Source organism: Pseudomonas sp. MPFS, from assembly GCF_022537035.1.
GTDB classification, from domain to species: Bacteria; Pseudomonadota; Gammaproteobacteria; order Pseudomonadales; family Pseudomonadaceae; genus Aquipseudomonas; species Aquipseudomonas sessilinigenes.
The window spans coordinates 3,245,163-3,261,607 of the sequence record NZ_CP066123.1; the positions used below are offsets into that span (position 1 = coordinate 3,245,163).

The 16,445-nt window shown below is 64.9% G+C and carries 17 protein-coding genes and 2 pseudogenes; 6 read left to right on the top strand and 13 right to left on the bottom strand.

Features of this window, described 5'->3' with window-relative positions:
• Nucleotides 1-188: 188 nt before the first annotated feature.
• The 3 genes and pseudogenes from I9018_RS15055 (at nt 189) to I9018_RS15065 (ending at nt 3,266) form a co-directional block, all read left to right on the top strand.
• Nucleotides 189-992 carry a phytanoyl-CoA dioxygenase family protein gene (locus tag I9018_RS15055; RefSeq protein ID WP_241109958.1) on the top strand — a complete coding sequence of 268 codons (804 nt, stop codon included), beginning with the start codon at nt 189-191 and terminating at the stop codon, nt 990-992.
• Between the two features lie 253 nt (nt 993-1,245).
• Nucleotides 1,246-1,827: pseudogene (locus I9018_RS15060) on the top strand (DNA polymerase ligase N-terminal domain-containing protein); the annotation flags it as partial.
• A gap of 326 nt (nt 1,828-2,153) precedes the next feature.
• A complete protein-coding gene (locus I9018_RS15065) occupies nt 2,154-3,266 on the top strand; it encodes a HAMP domain-containing sensor histidine kinase (RefSeq protein WP_241109959.1) in 1,113 nt (370 codons plus the stop codon).
• A gap of 41 nt (nt 3,267-3,307) precedes the next feature.
• Here I9018_RS15065 and I9018_RS15070 read toward each other — a convergent pair.
• Nucleotides 3,308-3,466: pseudogene (locus I9018_RS15070) on the bottom strand (general stress protein); the annotation flags it as partial.
• Between the two features lie 349 nt (nt 3,467-3,815).
• Here I9018_RS15070 and I9018_RS15075 point away from each other — a divergent pair.
• The 3 genes from I9018_RS15075 to I9018_RS15085 are packed head-to-tail and all read left to right on the top strand — an operon-like array spanning nt 3,816 to nt 5,866.
• Nucleotides 3,816-3,971 carry a hypothetical protein gene (locus I9018_RS15075; protein ID WP_241109960.1) on the top strand — a complete coding sequence of 52 codons (156 nt, stop codon included), beginning with the start codon at nt 3,816-3,818 and terminating at the stop codon, nt 3,969-3,971.
• A 52-nt stretch (nt 3,972-4,023) separates the two neighbouring features.
• Nucleotides 4,024-5,121, top strand: a complete 1,098-nt coding sequence (locus I9018_RS15080) for a DUF3182 family protein (RefSeq protein ID WP_241109961.1) — start codon at nt 4,024-4,026, stop codon at nt 5,119-5,121.
• Nucleotides 5,111-5,866 carry an alpha/beta hydrolase gene (locus I9018_RS15085; RefSeq protein ID WP_241109962.1) on the top strand — a complete coding sequence of 252 codons (756 nt, stop codon included), beginning with the start codon at nt 5,111-5,113 and terminating at the stop codon, nt 5,864-5,866. The genes I9018_RS15080 and I9018_RS15085 overlap by 11 nt, the downstream gene beginning before the upstream one ends.
• A 7-nt stretch (nt 5,867-5,873) precedes the next feature.
• On the opposite strand, the gene I9018_RS15090 is transcribed toward I9018_RS15085, so the two are convergent.
• The 12 genes from I9018_RS15090 to I9018_RS15145 form a co-directional block, all read right to left on the bottom strand.
• Nucleotides 5,874-6,116 (bottom strand): hypothetical protein, encoded by a 243-nt coding sequence (locus I9018_RS15090; protein WP_241109963.1) that lies wholly within the window; start codon nt 6,114-6,116, stop codon nt 5,874-5,876.
• Nucleotides 6,113-6,370 carry a DUF6555 family protein gene (locus I9018_RS15095; protein ID WP_241109964.1) on the bottom strand — a complete coding sequence of 86 codons (258 nt, stop codon included), beginning with the start codon at nt 6,368-6,370 and terminating at the stop codon, nt 6,113-6,115. Before I9018_RS15095 ends, I9018_RS15090 begins: the two co-directional genes overlap by 4 nt.
• Before the next feature lie 229 nt (nt 6,371-6,599).
• The gene (locus I9018_RS15100) at nt 6,600-7,544 is read right to left on the bottom strand and encodes a lysylphosphatidylglycerol synthase domain-containing protein (protein ID WP_241109965.1); all 945 of its coding nucleotides are present in this window, start codon (nt 7,542-7,544) and stop codon (nt 6,600-6,602) included.
• Nucleotides 7,541-8,749, bottom strand: a complete 1,209-nt coding sequence (gene clsB, locus I9018_RS15105) for a cardiolipin synthase ClsB (protein ID WP_241109966.1) — start codon at nt 8,747-8,749, stop codon at nt 7,541-7,543. The genes I9018_RS15100 and clsB overlap by 4 nt, the downstream gene beginning before the upstream one ends.
• Nucleotides 8,746-9,522, bottom strand: coding sequence for an endonuclease/exonuclease/phosphatase family protein (locus I9018_RS15110; RefSeq protein WP_241109967.1), 777 nt, complete (start codon nt 9,520-9,522; stop codon nt 8,746-8,748). Before I9018_RS15110 ends, clsB begins: the two co-directional genes overlap by 4 nt.
• On the bottom strand, nt 9,519-10,451 hold the full coding sequence (locus tag I9018_RS15115; RefSeq protein ID WP_241109968.1) for a DUF72 domain-containing protein: 933 nt from the start codon (nt 10,449-10,451) through the stop codon (nt 9,519-9,521). Before I9018_RS15115 ends, I9018_RS15110 begins: the two co-directional genes overlap by 4 nt.
• Before the next feature lie 19 nt (nt 10,452-10,470).
• Nucleotides 10,471-11,631 carry a zinc-dependent alcohol dehydrogenase gene (locus I9018_RS15120; protein ID WP_241109969.1) on the bottom strand — a complete coding sequence of 387 codons (1,161 nt, stop codon included), beginning with the start codon at nt 11,629-11,631 and terminating at the stop codon, nt 10,471-10,473.
• A gap of 157 nt (nt 11,632-11,788) precedes the next feature.
• The gene (locus tag I9018_RS15125; protein WP_241109970.1) at nt 11,789-12,445 is read right to left on the bottom strand and encodes a glycosyltransferase; all 657 of its coding nucleotides are present in this window, start codon (nt 12,443-12,445) and stop codon (nt 11,789-11,791) included.
• On the bottom strand, nt 12,442-13,041 hold the full coding sequence (locus I9018_RS15130; protein WP_053129685.1) for a class I SAM-dependent methyltransferase: 600 nt from the start codon (nt 13,039-13,041) through the stop codon (nt 12,442-12,444). The genes I9018_RS15125 and I9018_RS15130 overlap by 4 nt, the downstream gene beginning before the upstream one ends.
• Nucleotides 13,038-13,796: a PIG-L family deacetylase gene (locus I9018_RS15135; RefSeq protein WP_241109971.1), complete on the bottom strand. Its 759-nt coding sequence runs from the start codon at nt 13,794-13,796 to the stop codon at nt 13,038-13,040. The genes I9018_RS15130 and I9018_RS15135 overlap by 4 nt, the downstream gene beginning before the upstream one ends.
• Nucleotides 13,793-14,824: an acyl-CoA dehydrogenase gene (locus I9018_RS15140; protein WP_241109972.1), complete on the bottom strand. Its 1,032-nt coding sequence runs from the start codon at nt 14,822-14,824 to the stop codon at nt 13,793-13,795. The genes I9018_RS15135 and I9018_RS15140 overlap by 4 nt, the downstream gene beginning before the upstream one ends.
• Before the next feature lie 266 nt (nt 14,825-15,090).
• A complete protein-coding gene (locus tag I9018_RS15145) occupies nt 15,091-16,443 on the bottom strand; it encodes a cation:proton antiporter (RefSeq protein ID WP_241109973.1) in 1,353 nt (450 codons plus the stop codon).
• Nucleotides 16,444-16,445 lie beyond the last annotated feature (2 nt).

Here is a 16,445-nt window from a genome sequence, read left to right on the forward strand (position 1 = left end):
GGGGGCCGGTGTTCCTGGTCCGGCAGTGGCTGGGGGGGAAGGCAGGGTTATTAACCGGGCAAACACCAGGGCTGGCAACCGGTTGGCTATATAAAGTGCCTATATTGATGAATAAGTAATCTGTCGTTTACGCAGAAAGTTCAGCGCCTCAATACTGGGATTCATTAGAACAACAAGAGGTTGACTTGATGAATCCGCAGATCGAAGAGTTTCAACGCAATGGCGCCATTGTCCTGCGTGGGGTCTTTGGCGACTGGATCGAGCGCTTGCGTGAAGGTTTCGAGCAGAACCTGGCCGAACCCAGCGCCTTTGCCATCGAGAACGTCGGCAGCGGCGAAGGCGGGCGCTTCTTCGAGGATTACTGCAACTGGCAGCGTATCCCGGCGTTCCAGGACTTCGTGCTGAACTCGCCGGCGGCGGCCATCGCCGGGCAGTTGATGGAGTCGCAACAGGTGCAGGTCTTCCACGACCACATCCTGGTCAAGGAGCCTGGCACTTCAAAGCCCACGCCCTGGCACCAGGACCTGCCTTACTACTGCGTCGACGGCTTGCAGACGGCCAGCTACTGGATTCCCCTGGACCCGGTGACCCGCAGCAACACCTTGAGTGTGGTCCTGGGCTCGCATCGCTGGCCCAAGCCGGTACGACCCAAGAGCTGGGCCAGTAACCAGGACTTCTATGGCGCCACTGACAACGACACGGGCGAGAGCCTGTTCATGGACATGCCGGACGTGGACAACGGCCAGTACCCGATACTCTCCCCGGAGCTGCAGCCGGGAGACGCCATCGTCTTCGACTTTCGCACCGTGCATGGCGCTGCCGGCAATACTGGGAGCGGCCGTCGGCGGGCGTTCTCTATCCGGTTCATGGGCGACGATGTGCGCTATATCCAGCGCCCGGGGCGTACTTCTCCACCGTTTCCCGGCATCGACCTGAACGACGGCGATCGCATGCGTGAAGACTGGTTCCCGGTGGTCTGGCGGCGCGCGTGAGTGCCAGGCCAGTGCGGCGCCTGCATGGGACGCCGCCGGCGCAATCTTTCTGCCTGTGTGGTGGCCAGGCTGGACAAACCACCAAGGGAGCTCGATGCCGGGCTTCCTAGCGGCGACGCCCGGACCATACCGTGTGGTAACCGCTGGTAGGCGAAGCCGGCAAGTGCCTTGAACTTCTCCCAGAGGACCGTCTCCACCGTTACAGGGCCCTGGCCTTGTCGGCCGCCGGGCAAGCCGTACGTGGAGCAGCGCCATGGCCAGACCGCTATCGCAATACCGCAATAAACGTGACTTGCAGGCCACCCCCGAGCCAGTGGGCCGTCGGCCCCGTGGCAGGCCGGCGCGGGCGCTGCAGTTTTGCGTGCAAAAACACGATGCCAGCCACCTGCACTACGACTTTCGCCTGGAACTGGACGGCACCCTGAAAAGCTGGGCCATTCCCAAGGGGCCTTCGCTGGATCCCGGAGTCCGGCGCCTGGCCGTGCATGTCGAGGACCACCCTCTGGATTACGCCAGCTTCGAAGGGCATATCCCCGAAGGCCACTATGGTGCGGGCGACGTGATTGTCTGGGATCGTGGCAGTTGGTTTCCCGAGGGCGACCCCCATGAGGGTTATGCCCGGGGCAAGCTGCGCTTTCGCTTGCAAGGCGAGAAGCTCGGTGGCTGGTGGAACCTGTTCCGTACGCGCCTGGCAGGCAAGAAGGAACAATGGCTGCTGGTGAAGTCCGCCGATGACCAGGCCCGCGCCGAAGCGCAGTACGACATTCTCCAGGCGCAGCCGCAGAGCGTGCTCAGTGGGCGCGCCCTGATGGCACGCCAGGCGTCCGCTCCCCGGCCCAGGTCTCGGGGCAGTGGACCCTGGCCGAGCTGTCGCGACGCCTGGACGAAACCACCTAGCCCTGGACGGGCTATGTCTCCCCCGCCAGTCGATCCCCGCGCCGATGCGGCGAAAGCCTGGGATGGGGAGCCGCCGGACTGAGTCCGCCGGTGTGCTGGAACCCTTTGCGTGGTTGTCGGTCATTGCTTCTATGCTTTATGGCGCTGGCGCAATCTGAAGGGGCCAGCCAGTATCGATCAACGTCGGCACCCGTGGTCATCGAGGACACCGCTGGGGCGGTTGCAGCGGGCTAACGTGGCTTCGAGATGCAGCAAGGAGCATCCATGCGACTCGCCAATTTCATTCTCATCCACATCGAATCGATCCTGCTGGAATGGGAGAGGTTCGCCAGATCCATCGAAACCCCTTATCCGACCCAGGATGCCCAGGGCCTGAGAAACCAGGCGGAGAATATTCTCAGGTGCATCGCCCAGGACATGCACACCCCGCAGAGCGATGTGCAGCAATTGGAGAAGTCCCAGGGCCGCGGTCCGAGCGCCGATGCCGATACGGCGGCGCACAATCATGCCCACGCGCGTTGGTCGGCGGGCTTCACCTTGAATCAGATGGTTGCCGAGTACCGGGCTCTGAGGGCCAGCGTCCTGCGCTTGTGGCTGTCCGACGAGCTTGAAGTCAGCGCTACGCACACCGACGACATGCTGCGTTTCAACGAGGCCATCGATCAGGCGCTCACCGAGTCCATCGCCTCCTTCGAATCGACACTGGAGCAGACCCGCCAGCTGTTCCTGGGCATTCTCGGACATGACTTGCGAACCCCGTTGGGGGCGGTGCTGATGGGCGCGGACCTGCTGGCCCGCGCCGCAGCCGAAGGATGCCAGCAGAAACTGGCGCTGCAGGTCGGCGCCAGCGCTCGCCGAGCCAACCGGATCGTCGATGATCTGCTGGATCTGGCACGGAGCAATCTGGGGGAAGGTATTCAGATCCGCAAGGAGCGCATCGATTTGACGGTGCTCTGTGCCCAGATCGTCGATGAGGTGCGCACCTGCTATCCGCAGGTGCAGATCGTGTTAAAGGAACGTGGATTGCTCAATGGCCTGTTCGATCCCGGGCGCATGGGCCAGGTATTGGCCAACCTGCTGGGCAATGCCGTGCTGCACGGCGATAGCCGGCGGCCGATCGAGGTGCGTCTGGAGCGGGACGCGGCCGTCATCTGCGTTGAGGTGCACAATTACGGCGAGCCCATCGCCACCGAGGCGCTGCCACTGCTGTTCAGTGCCGGCGGCAGCCGTTACGAGCGTGGTGTTTCTTCAGGGCTGGGCCTGGGCTTGTTCATCGCCGCGCAGATCGTGGAGGGGCATGGTGGGCAAATCGAGGTGCGATCTACCCGTGAGCAAGGGACGACGTTCCGGGTCAGCATCCCGGCAACGCTGGAATGAAAGGCGCAAGGGCCGTAGCCCTTGCGCAGTCACCTCAGGTGTCAGCCGCGGCCATGTCCGCCGCCGCTGTGCTGACCACCCTTCTTACCGGCCTCGGAGGCCTTTTCACGGTCGTTGGCAAAGTTACCGCCGGAAGCGTGACCGCCTTTTTTCCCGGCTTCGGATGCTTTTTCGCGATCGTTGGCGAAGTTGCCCGGGTTGGTATTGCCTTTAGTCGTCATGATGATTTCCTCTTGGTGATGAAATATCAGCACTCGCCATAGAGCGAGCATTAACTGTGAGTCCGGGAAAATTCCCCTGATCGAAAAACATTGTTCTTCCGGCGATGAATGGTTGAGTGCTGGCCGTTGGCTAGTTCACTGCGTGAGTGATTACTTATAAGTAAGCGACACTGCTAAATCCGATCTGAATAACTACCTATTCATATGGGGTGGCGGGTATTCGAATGGGTGGATAACTATTTGGTCACTATTGAAGTGTTGAATCTTGAACTTGTTCCCAGTGGGTTTTTCTACTGATTGAGTACCCATTTATTGTACGAGGTGCACCATGAAGAACTTGATGAGCCTGTCCCGGCTAACCCTGCTGTTTGCTTGTCTGCTGGCCCTGCAGGGCTGTTTCGAAAATAGCGGGGACAAGGACAAGGACAAGGACCGCTCCAAGGCCTCGGTGCAGATGAGCCAGCCCGAGTCCCGGGACAAATGAAACCACGGCGCCGACGGCAAGCCACCGCGATGCCTCAACGGGAGAGTGGACGATGCCAGAACGCTCCATTAGCCGCAGAGTCGTAGCCCATTGTCACGCCGGTGCTGCCCTGCATGAGCGCCAGACCAACCTCAACCTGGCCCGCTGGCTGGCTGAGATCCTCGACTGGCCATTCGACGGCGCCTGGCAGGAACCCATGTCGCGCATCGGCGTTTACCTGGTACCTACGCGTACTCTGATCGGCGAACAGCGGCGTGAGCTGGGCGTCAGTGGCGTCGAGGACCTGCTGGGAGGGCATGTGCAGCAGGCCTTCATGGCCAGCAAGGCGATTTCCCATCCGCTGCCTCGGCGCGCCAGTTATCGGCCCGTCGGCTGGAGTCCGCAGTTCTGCCGCCAGGTGCGCCAGGTAGTGCTGCCGGGGCTGACGGTATTCGATATCGCCGATGCCCGGCGTATCGCCCGCCAGTACCTGGGGCCGGCTGAATTGCGCGTCAAGCAGGTCCAGGCCAGCGGCGGAGCAGGGCAGGCGGTGCTGCGCACGGCACAGGACCTGGAGCACTGGCTGGGACAACTGGACCCGGTTACCTGTCGCCAGGGCCTGGTGCTGGAGGAGAACCTGCATGAGACCTGCACCTACAGCGTGGGCCAGGTATGGATCGATGGGCTCTTGATGAGCTACCACGGCCGCCAGTACCAGCGTCCCAACCAGCGGGGCGAGCCGGTATACGCCGGTTCCGAGCTGTGGCTGGCGCGTGGGGGCTATGCCCAGTTGCTGCAACGTGATCTGGATCCCCAAGTGCGCCAGGCCGTGGAGCATGCCCGGATCTACGACGCGGCGGCCACGGCCTGCTTGCCGGGGTTCTTCGCATCCCGGCGCAACTACGACGTGGTATGCGGACTGGACCACGACGGCCGGTCCCGGCTCGGGGTGCTGGAGCAGTCGTGGCGCGTGGGCGGGGCCACGGGTGCGGAACTGGCCGCCCTGCAGGTGTTTCGCCAGCAGCCGCAAGTGCAGTGGCTCCAGGCCTGGACCCGCGAGACCTGCCAGGAACAATTGCTACCGCCAGGTGCCGTGCTGTTGTATCGCGGTCCTGGCGAGGCGGGCGGTTTTCTACTCAAATATGCACAGGTGCAGGCCCATGTCGGTTAACAGCGAACACATCCTGATCGATGTCGAAGCGGAACGATTGGTGGGCAACCTGCTCAGCCCCAAGGCTCGGGTCCCCGGCGTGTTGTTCGTCCACGGCTGGGGCGGGAGCCAGGAACGCGACCTGAACCGGGCCCGGGGCATCGCAGGCTTGGGCTGCCTGTGCCTGACCTTCGACCTGCGCGGCCACGGTGCGGCCAACCGGCGCCAGGCCCAGGTATCGCGCGAGGACAGCTTGCAGGACGTGCTCGCCGCCTATGACCACCTGGTGGCGCATCCGGCCGTCGATCCGGCGGCCGTGGCGGTGGTGGGCACCAGCTACGGCGGCTACCTGGCCACCATCCTCAGCCAGCTGCGCCGGGTGCGCTGGCTGGCGCTCCGGGTTCCGGCGATTTATCGCGATCGGGACTGGCTGGTGCCCAAGCGCGCCCTGGATCGCGAGGATCTCATGCGCTATCGGGCCAGCCCCATCGACGCGCGGAGCAATCGGGCGCTGCAGGCGTGCGCGAGGTTTTGTGGCGATGTTCTGCTAGTGGAATCCGAACACGACGAACATGTGCCCCACGCCACCATCATGAGTTATCGGGCGGCTTTCCAGCGTACCCATTCGTTGACTCATCGCATCATCGACAGCGCCGATCACGCGCTCTCCAGCGAGGCCTCCCAGGAGGCCTACACCACGATCCTGGTGGATTGGGTCACGGAAATGGTGGTCGGCGAACGCTTGAGCATCAGTCCCAGGAGCTGACCGCCGTTCAGCGGCGCTGCATGGCCCGCCTGATACTCAACCATTGGGCGAAGGCTTCACGGCGCTTGCTATCCGCCTGGCTCTTGGCCTGGGAGTAGCGCACCCATACCTGGTTGTCATAAACGCCTCTGCCGATGATCTGGTAGGCCAGATCGTCCAGCCGATCGGCTTCGTAGAACATTTTGGTGTTCTGGGCTATCTCTGCGTCCCAGTCCGTGGTGGATAGATTCTTGGTGGCTGCACGTTTCATTCCTGGCGCTCCGCTGTCCAATAGAGACGGGCCGAGTGGGACCACTCGACTGCGGTGATTCCGTACTTTTCCGCCAGTGGCTTAGACACTTTCTTCACCGGGTCGCGATCGGACTTTGGAATAATTCCGATGCCAGCATCACAACTGGCCCAGTGCCAAGCCTTGGCGTTATCCATGGCCTTGGCCCTGATAACAAAGAATCTGGGTTGGCCATGTAGCAGATATTGGATTCTGTAGATGGTTTCCTGGCTCATGAATATCTCCTTGTATGTAACTAGTCGATATCCGCGGGGCTCTAAGAATTCAAAGTAAATTCGAATGTTCGACAATTCCAATTAGTGCAATGGGTGCGAGCCGGTTGTTTTATCAAAAAACTATTTTCAATTTTTCGCGACCATGGCGCTTTAATGGCTTTTAGCAACTAGTTAGCCGCTGCGATCAAGCGTTGCCTGGCCATGCAAGTTACAACTTTCACCAGGTGCGCTACCGCTGCGGGCGCAGGGCCTTGGCCCGTCGTTCCAGCACCAGGTAGACCATACTTGCCAGGGCCAGTGGCAGCAGCAGGTAGATTGCCCGGTAGCCCAGCAGGGCCGCCAGGACCGCTGCCTTGCCCAGTTGAGGCTGGAGCAGGGTGATGAACACCGCTTCCAGTACACCCAGGCCGGCCGGGATGTGGGTGATGATTCCGGCGATGCTGCTGATCAGCATGATCCCCAGCACTTGGGGATAGCTGGCGCCGACGGGCAACAGCAGGCACACCACCAGCGCCGGCAGCATCCAATTGAGTGATGACAGCGCGGCCTGGATGAGCGCCATGGTCGTGCCGGGCAGTTCCAGGCACTGGTTGCGCCAGCGCCAGGTCCGGCGCTTGGCGAAGCGGCACGCCAGCAGGTAGGCGGCGGCCACCGCCAGTAGCGCGCCACCCACCAGGCCCAGGCCGCTGCTGCCCAGGGTCCAGTGGTCCGGCAAGCGCACCAGCCCCAGGGCGAACAGCACGCCGGCCAGCAGCAGGTAGCCCAGCCAGTTGGTGGCCAGGCTGAAGCTCAGGATCCGCGTGATCGTGCCCACCTCCAGGCCCAGGCGCGAATACAGTCGGTAGCGCAGGGCGATAGCACCGACCCAGGCGCTCAGGTTGAGATTGAAGGCATAGACCACGAATCCCAGCGCCAGTACCTGGCGGGTCGGCAAGGAGTGGCGTACGTAGTGTCCGGCGAGCAGGTCGTAGCTGCTGTACAAGGCAAAGCTCAGGACTGTGGCCCCCAGCGCCAGCAGCAGGGTAGTGGCGCTATAGGCGCCCACGGCCTGGCTGACCTCGTGCCATTGCAGGTTCCTGGCCAGTCGCCAGAGCAGTACCGGCACCAGCACCAGGAACAGCAGGTTGAGCAGGCGCCGGGCGCGTACCAGCCAGCCATGGCGCCCGCCGTTCATGAACTGTGCTCCCGTTCCAGGGGCTGCTGGCACTGGCGTCCAGGCGGGCCCGGTATCGATTCGAGTCGCGGCCGGTGGGCCGGCAGCCAGCCGGCGATGGCCGGGAAATGCCGCAGCAAGTGGAAGTACAGGAGAATCACCGGCCCGCGCCACCAGTGGCCGCGCAGCAAGCGCTGCGGGGTGACCTGGCGACAGTGGCGGGTCATCAGCCGCTCCAGGTGGCGATGCAGGCGTTGGTTGAAATCGACGTCGCGGATGATCAGGTTGGCTTCCAGGTTCAGCGACAGGCTCAAGGGATCGAGATTGCTGGAGCCCACCGTGGCCCAGTCGCGGTCGGCCAGGGCCACCTTGCCGTGCAGGGGGCGGCGGACGTATTCATGGATGGCCACGCCATCGCGCAACAAATAGTTGTACAGCAACCGCGAGAACCCCCGGGCCCAGGGCAGGTCTGGCTGGCCCTGGAGGATCAGGTTGACCTCCACGCCGCGGCGTGCGGCATTGCGCAGCTCGCGTATCAAGCGGTAGCCAGGAAAGAAATAGGCATTGGCCAGGACCAGGCGCTGGCGGGCAGCGCGGATCGCCTGCAGGTACTGGGTCTGGATATCGTCGCGGTGTCGCTGGTTGTCGCGTATCGCCAGGCGGATGCTTGTCGGCCCGCAAGGCGGCGTCGCAGGCAGGGAAGGGCCGGTGGGGGTGACCTGGGCCAGGGTGCCCAGGGCAGCGGCGCGGATATCGGCGACCACCGGCCCGCGTACGTCCACGGCATAGTCCTGCTTGGCCATCGGACCGAAGTCACGCAGATGATCGGCAGAAAAGTTCAAGCCGCCGATGAACGCCCGTTGGCCATCGATCACCAGCACCTTGCGATGCAGGCGGCGGAACAGGTGGGGGCGCCAGCCGAACAAGCGTGGATGCGGATCGAACAGGTGGACCCGGACCCCGGCGTCGACCATCTGCGCGAGGAAATCCGCGCCCAGGTCGGCGCTACCATAACCGTCGACGGTGATTTCCACCCGGGGAATGCGCCGGGCTGCATCGATCAGGGCTTGCTGCAGCGCGCAGCCGACCTTGTCTTCGAACAGGATGAAGGTCTCCAGCAGTACCTCGTGGCGGGCATCGGCGATGGCCGCCAGCACCCGTGGGTAGAATTGCTCGCCGTTGATCAGCAACTCGACGCGGTTGCCATCGCGCCATGTGCCGCTCACAAACAGACCTCCACGGACAGCGGTGCATGATCAGAGAGATGCGACCAGGGTCGGGTGGAGAGCACCCGGGGGCCGCACGTGCGAGCGTTGCGCACGTAGATGCGGTCCAGGCGCAGCAGGGGCCAGCGCGCGGGAAAACTGCGGGCCGGACGTCCGCCATGACGGACGAAGGCTTCGTGAAGTCCCTGTTCGGCCAAGAGTGCATCGGCCCGCAGGCGCCAGTCATTGAAGTCGCCGGCGACTATCACCGTGGCCTGTGGCGGCAGGCTCGCTACCAGTTCGCACAGCAGGCCCAACTGCAACTGCCGATGAGTTTCGCGCAGGCCCAGGTGCACGCAGATCGCGTGCACCTCGCGCCCCGGCACGGCCAGTACCGAATGCAACAGCCCGCGCTGTTCGTCGCCCTGTTGCGAAACGTCCAGGTTGCGGTGGCCCAGGATCGGGTACTTGGACAACAGGGCGTTGCCATGCTCGCCCTCGGGGTACACCGCGTTGCGCCCGTAGGCGAATTCGTGCCACATGCTGTCGGCAAGGAATTCGTAGTGGGGTTGCTGGGGCCAGTTGTCAAAGCGCTTGGCGTGGTGGCTGTGATCGCCCAGCACCTCCTGCAGGAACACCAGGTCAGTGCCGGTACTGCGCACCGCGTCGCGCAGTTCGGGCAGGATGAAGCGCCGGTTGAGGAAGGTGAAGCCCTTGTGGATATTCACCGTCAGCACCTTGAGCGAAGCCACAGCCGGTGCCTGCTCCGGCTTGGGCAGGGACATGCCGTTCATTGCCAGTCGCCCTCGGGCAGATACCCGGGCTCTACGGCCAGGGTATCGGCCAGGCCGAGGCGTTCCAGCAGTTGGCGAGCGTCGTAGGGCGCGCGGACCTTGATATCGTTGTCGAAGTAGCAATAGACGTCCCGTGCGCCGCCTCGGTCGCGCTCCAGGTCCTGGAATCCGGGAATGCGCCGGGCATCGGCCGGTTGCCGGCCCCGGCGCCATAGCTCGATGCGCCGGCCCCAGCGTTCCAGGGCCTGGTCGCTATAGCCGCTGCTGTAGATTTGCTGGTCGCCGTGCAGGCGCACATAGACGAAGTCGGCGCATAACTCCTCGATCCAGGGCCACTTGCCGGCGGTGTCGGCCACCACCAATGCGACGTTATATCGGCGCAGCAGCGCCACGAAGGCCGGCTCCAGGAAACTGGCGTTGCGGATCTCCACGCAATGGCGCAGCGCTGCGTCGGCGGGAATGTCCAGGTGGCCCTCGCGCCGCAGGCGTTCGTTGCAGTCCCGGGCCAGTTGCCGGGCCATACCGCCCTGGTGCGGCAGTTGGGCGAGGAATTGCTCGAACAGGGGCGGATCGAAACTGAAGCTCGGCGGGAACTGCCAGAGGATCGGCCCCAGCTTGCGACCCAGCTGGAACAGCCCCGAGGCGAAGAAGTTCGCCAGTGGCTCGTGGATGTCCCGCAGGCGCCGGACATGGGTGATGAAGCGCGGCGCCTTGACACTGAAGACGAACGCCTCGGGCACCTGTGCGGCCCAACCGGCATAGCGCTCGGGCGTCTGCAGGGCATAGAACGAGCCATTGATCTCGATGCTGCCCACCGCTCGCGAGGCGAAGGCCAGTTCATCTTTCTGGGCCAATCCCCTGGGGTAGAAATCACCGCGCCAGGGAGCATAGCGCCAGCCGGAAATGCCGACATGGATCTTGCTGCTCATGCTGCGTGTCTCATGCCGCTCAATGCTCGGGCTGTGGGCGCAATTGCACCTTGATCCAGCCAGGCTCACGCCGGTCGAAGGCCTCGAAGGCTGCGATGGCGTCGTCCATCGGCCGGGTCTGGGTCAGGATGCTCGCTGGATCGATGCGCTGGTTCAGCACCATGTCGATCAGCGTCGGAATGTACTGGCGGTGGTGGCAGTTGCCCATGTTGATGGTCAGGTTCTTGTTCATCGAGAGGCCGATGGGAAAGCTGCGCGCCTGCTGCGGATAGACGCCGATGATCGACAGCGTGCCGGCTTTGGCCAGGCCTTCGACGGCCCACTGCAGGGCCTGGTCCGGAGCGTTGCCAGGTTGCCATTGACCGCTGCGCGCTGGCTGGCCGTCATCGCCATGGCACGCATGCTCGGCGTCTACCCCCACCGCATCGATGGCCCGGTCCACACCGATGCCGGCGGTCAGCCGCTTGAGGGTGGCCACCGGGTCTTCCTGGTCGAAGTCGATGGTCTCGGCGCCTTGCCGGCGAGCCATTTGCAAGCGGTCCGGATGGTGGTCGATGGCGAACACCCGGGCGGCGCCCAGCAGCCTGGCGCTGGCGATGGCGAACTGGCCCACCGGGCCACAGCCGAACACCGCCACGGTGTCGCCGTGGCTGACCTCGGCCAGCCGTGCGCCGAAGTAACCGGTGGGGAAGATATCCGAGAGCAGGATCGCCTGGTCGTCGCTGATCTGGTCCGGCAGCTTCACCAGGCCGATATGGGCGAAGGGAATCCGCGCCTTTTCCGCCTGCAGGCCATGGAACGGCCCGGTGCTCTCGGGGCCGCCGTAGAACGCAGTGCCGGCTTCCTTGCCATGGGGATTGACGTCGTCGCATTGGGCGTAATATCCGGCCCGGCAATAGGCGCAGTTGCCACAGGCGATGGTGGAGGGCACCACCACTCGGTCGCCCACTTGCAGGTTACGCACATCGGTGCCCAGCTGTTCGACGATGCCCACGGCTTCGTGGCCAAGGATGGTGCCGGGCTTCATCGGCGCCACCGTGCCACGGACAAAATGCAGGTCGGTACCGCAGATCGCCGAGGCGGTCACGCGGATGATGGCGTCGGTGGGAGCCAGCAAGGTGGGTTCGGCGACGTCGTCGAGGCGGATATCGCCCACGCTATGAAATACAACGGCTTTCATGACAGATCCTCCTGGGGAACAGGGCCGGCGACGCCTTGCAACCGGTACGGCCGGCGGCGCTGCAGCTCTTCACTGTTCCGACGGGGAGGCCTCAGGCACCGTTCAAATTATTGCCGGGAGCAGGGGACGACTGGTCCGCCAGCGGTGCGGTGCTCGTCTATTGCTCCAGCGCCAGCTGGCGCAGGTAATCGGCGAACCCGCCGCTGGCGCGGCCCAGCAGGCGGGCGCTGGTAGTCACCCGGGGCAACTGGCTCCAGCAGATACGCGCACCCAGGCGCTCGAAAGTGCGTACCAGTTGCACATCTTCATGGGCCGACACCGGCAGGAAACCGCCGGAACGCAAATAGGTCGCGCTGCAGAAACCCAGGTTGGCGCCGTGGATATGCCGATGGCCATCGGCCTGGGTATAGGCCTGGGCATAGCGCTGGCGGACGCCCTCGTGCAGCTCGCCCCAATCGCGGACCTGCACCGTACCGCAGACCATCTGCGCTCCCAGGGACAGCTGGGCCACCAGCCAATCCGTGGCGACCTCGCTGTCGGCGTCGGTGCAGGCGATCCAGCGTGCACCCTGGGCGATCAAGTAGTCGCTGCCCACCGCCCGGGCATAACCGACATTGCGTGCGTCGACCTTCAGTCCCTGGATGCCAGCCGCCGCCACGAGCGCTTCGCTGTCGTCGTCGCAGGCATCGAGCACCACCAGGATCCGCACCTGTTCCCTGTCCAGGTGCGGATGCCGGGCAGCCTGCTCTACGGCCTGGATGCACTGGGCGAGCAAGGCTTGCTCGTTGTGGGCGGGGATCACTACCCCGATCATGCCAGGCCCTCGCGCTGGGCCACCGAGGTGGCACGAGTGCCCCATACCTCAAGGACGAAGTCGGCCTCCACATGGCGCAGCAAGCTGGGCAATTGCAGTTGCGCGGCCAGTTGCCGGTGCACCCGGTCGCCGTCCAGCGGGCATTCGGTGATGGGGTGACGCCAGTGGCAGGCCAGCAGCGTGCCGTCCGTGGCCAGTGAGTCACGGGCCTGGGCAATCAGGCGTTGCAGGTCTTGCAGGTCGAGGTAGTAGCCCAGTTCGCTGATGACGATCAGGTCGAAGCTCCCGTCCGGCCATTGCCGGGGCAGGCGTGCCTGGCGTACCTCGGCCTGGTCCAGATGCTGCAAGCGTTGGCGAGCCTCGTGTACCGCCAGCGACGAGGTATCGCAGCACAACAAGCGGTCGCAGCGCTCGGCCAGGCGCAGGGCCAGCTCGCCGTTGGCGCAACCGGCTTCCAGGCCCCGGCGATAGTGGGGTCGAGGCAGGGCGGCAAGGGTCAGGTCGCGCTTGCGCTGTTCATACCAGCGAGAGCGCATGGCCCAAGGGTCGGGGTTGCCATCGAACAAGTGGTCGAAATAGTCGTCGGTGACGCTCATAGGAATATCACCTCGAAATCCCGCAGCAGGCGCTCCAGGGTCAATGGGCCCAGGACCGGGGCGTTTCCGTTCAGCGGGTCGGGGCTGATCTGGCTGGTGAAGGCATGTACCGCGTGGCGCTTGCGGGCCAGGGTCGGGGCATCCAGCAACAGCTTGCGTGCCCGGTGCCAGGGCAAGCGCGGATCTTCCGGTAGGGCCCAGTGCCAGGCCCAGACCGGTATTTCATGGACCCGGACATCCACCTCTCGGGCCGCTGCCAGGCAGGCACGACCGCAGGCTTCGTGATCGCTGTGGCCGTCCTGGTGCCAGGTAGTGAAGAGCACATCGCCAGGTTGCAGGCAGCGTTGCAGAAAAGCCTGCAAGCTTCGCTCGTGGCGGGCCACGGCGGTGTCCGGCAAACCAGCGCGCAACCAGGTCATGTGCTCCGGCGCCAGGCCCAGGCGCGCCAGGGCCACAGCGCTTTCCCGGGGACGCACCTGCGCCAGGCGGCGCGGCGTCCAGTAGCGCGAGCCGGGATGGCTGGCACAGCCATCGGTGACCGAGACCAGCACGAGTTGGCGCTGCATTCGGGCCAGCTGTTGGAGCAAGCCGGCACAGGCGAGGATTTCGTCGTCGGGGTGGGGCGAGACGATCACCGCGCGCGCTCCGTCCGGCACCAACTGTTGCGGTGTCACCGTCCCGAGTGCGGCGAGCCGGCTTGAAGCGTTCCAGGCCTCGGGCGGCGTGCCTTTGCCGATGATCGGATTGGCGTTCATGGCAACCAGTCTCCTTCCGGGTCCGCGGCCACCAGGCCACCGAGGACGGCGAGATCGCGCTCGGCATGGCTTTGGCGCAAATACACCGGCAGGTCGGCGAACAGCCGGGCCAGGTGTGCATCGCGGCAGTAGGGCGTGGCCCCCAGGGCCCGGCCGACGTGTTCCAGCACTTGCGTGGCACTGGCCTCGCAGGCGGCGCGCAGACGGCGTGCAGGCACCTCGGCCGCGGCCGTTGGATGCTGGTCGATCCAGCGTGCAGTGCTGCGCACCAGGTTGGCGCTGGCTTGCAATGCGCAGTCCACGGCGCCCAGGTGAGCCAGGGCATGGGGCTCGGGACGTTCGGTGCAATGCCTGCGCAGGGCCTGGCCGATGGCTTGCGCCGCGCCGTGCCAGCAGGCGGCGATACCCGCGCCGCCCTGCCAAAACCCGGGCCGTTGCAGGTAACCGTGCGCCGGGCCGACCAATTGCCCATGGGCACCGTCCAGCACCACCTCGACGCTTTGACTGGCGGCCATGCCGACGGCCTGCCAACCATTGCCCGTGACTTGCACGCCGGTCTGGTCCAGTGCGACGGCCACCAGGTACTGGCGGTCCTCGGCATCCCAGGCGGTCAACAGGCCGTGGCTCAAGAGCGAGGCGCCGGAGCACCAGGCCTTGAGCCCCTGCAGGCGCACAGCGCCGGCATGCCGGGTAGCGTGCAGGATGACCCTGGCCTGGGGTGGTTCGGCGGCCCACATGCCCCAGGTACTGTCTGCGGGAGGCAGTGGCGCCGACCAGTACCGCATGATCGCCAGGGCATCGGTATGGCCTTCATAGAGCTTGCACAGGCTCAGGTCGCAGGCCGCCACCCGGGCCAGGGCCTGCCAGCGCAGCAGGGTCTGGCCCTGGCCGGGCAGCGGTAGCCGGTCGAGGCCCTGGCCAACCAGTCGCTCCATGAGCCGTGCCAGGGCACGGGGCTCGAGTGGGGAGCCCAATGGCCATTCACGCAGGCAGGTATCCAGCCTGGTCAATGAAAAATTCCCGTGCATATCCGCTCCTCGATCTTGCGTTCAGTCTTTGGCCTGGCCCAACTTGGCGTGGTCATGCGGCAGGGGCCGGCCCACAGCACGGGTCTGCCCGCCTGTGCTTCCACCCGGATGAGATGGTCGGCCGCCCTTGGGTTTCCTGGATCTGGTACGCGAATTTGCGGATACATCGTTCGATGTCCATGGCGACGGCTCCTACAGGGGATTCGGGCGCAGCGCAGCGGCGTCGTCAGCATATTGAGGAGAGCGGGGATGGCGCGGTTCAGTTTTTATCGTCGTTCGGCCTGCTGGCGACAGCGTTGGTAGTGCAGCAGCAATGGCTGGGTGCTGAGGCCATGGACCAGGATGCTCAACGCCACCACCGACAGAGTGAGCTGGATGCTGAGTGTCGCCTGCGCCGGTTCGAGTTGGTGGTTCAGGGCATAGAACAAGTAGTACAGACTGCCGATGCCGCGAATCCCGAACCAGCCCAGCAGCAGGCGCTGGTGGCGGTCGAGCAGGGCGCCCCAGGGCATCGCCAGCACGCTTAAGGGGCGCACCACCAGGAACAGCAGTGCCCCTAGTAGCAACGCCCGCCCATCCCAATGGGCCGGCAGTACCACCCCCAGCAAGGTGACGATGAACACTTCCATGGCCCGCTCCACCAGGCTGCCGAACGACAGCATGTCACCGAGCATGATGCCGGCCGCCACTTGGCGTTCTTCCAGGGCCTGGACATCGCCGTGCACGGATTGGCGTGGGTCGCCGTGCAGGTGGCCGACCACCGGCTGCACCAGGTGCTCCGCCGGTGGGTGGCCGGCGCTGCTGGCATGGACTTCGGCCTGGCGCAACCCCAGGCCGGCGGCGAATACCGAGAGGAAGCCGTAGCCGTGCACCAGTTCCGCCGCGACATAGGCCAGGGCGATCAGGGCGAAGCTCAGGTAGTCGTTGGGCGAGACGCTGCTGTCGGCGTGGCGGGTACGCAGGCGCAAGGTCAGGCGCCCCAGGCCATGGCCCAGGCCATAGCCACAGAGCAGGCCGGCCGGTATCGCCCAGAGCAGGCTGTACAGCAGCCAGTCCGCCATCCAGCGCTGCGGGGCGCTGTCCTGCTTGAGCAGCAGGACCCCGAGGATCACGAAGGCGAAGGCCACGCCATCGTTGAGCCCGGCCTCCCCGGACAAGCCGAAGCGCACCCGGTCGTGATCCTGGGCATCGTTGACCTGGACCATGGAGGCCAGCACCGGGTCGGTGGGCGCCAGGATCGCCCCGAGCAGCAGGGCGAAGCTCCAGTCCAGATCCAGCAAGACGTGCAGCACCAGCGCGACACCGAGGATGCCCAGGCCCAGTACCGGTCCAGCCAGGCCGAAGGCCACCCACCAGCTGCGGTCGGCCAGCGGCAGCCGCAGCTTGAGGCCACTGACGAACAGCGAGAACAGCAGCGCCACCTCGGTCAGGTTCTCCATCCAGTCCGCCGCCTGGCGGATATCCAGTTGCAGCAAGCCGACCCCACCCGGGCCGATGAGCACGCCCAGGGCCAGGCACACCACCGAGGTGGTGATCGGCAGCCAGCGCAGGTACGAGGAGGTGAGCGCGAGGATCAGCAGCACCGTACCGAGCACCGCGACCCAGATCGTGAAACTCATGG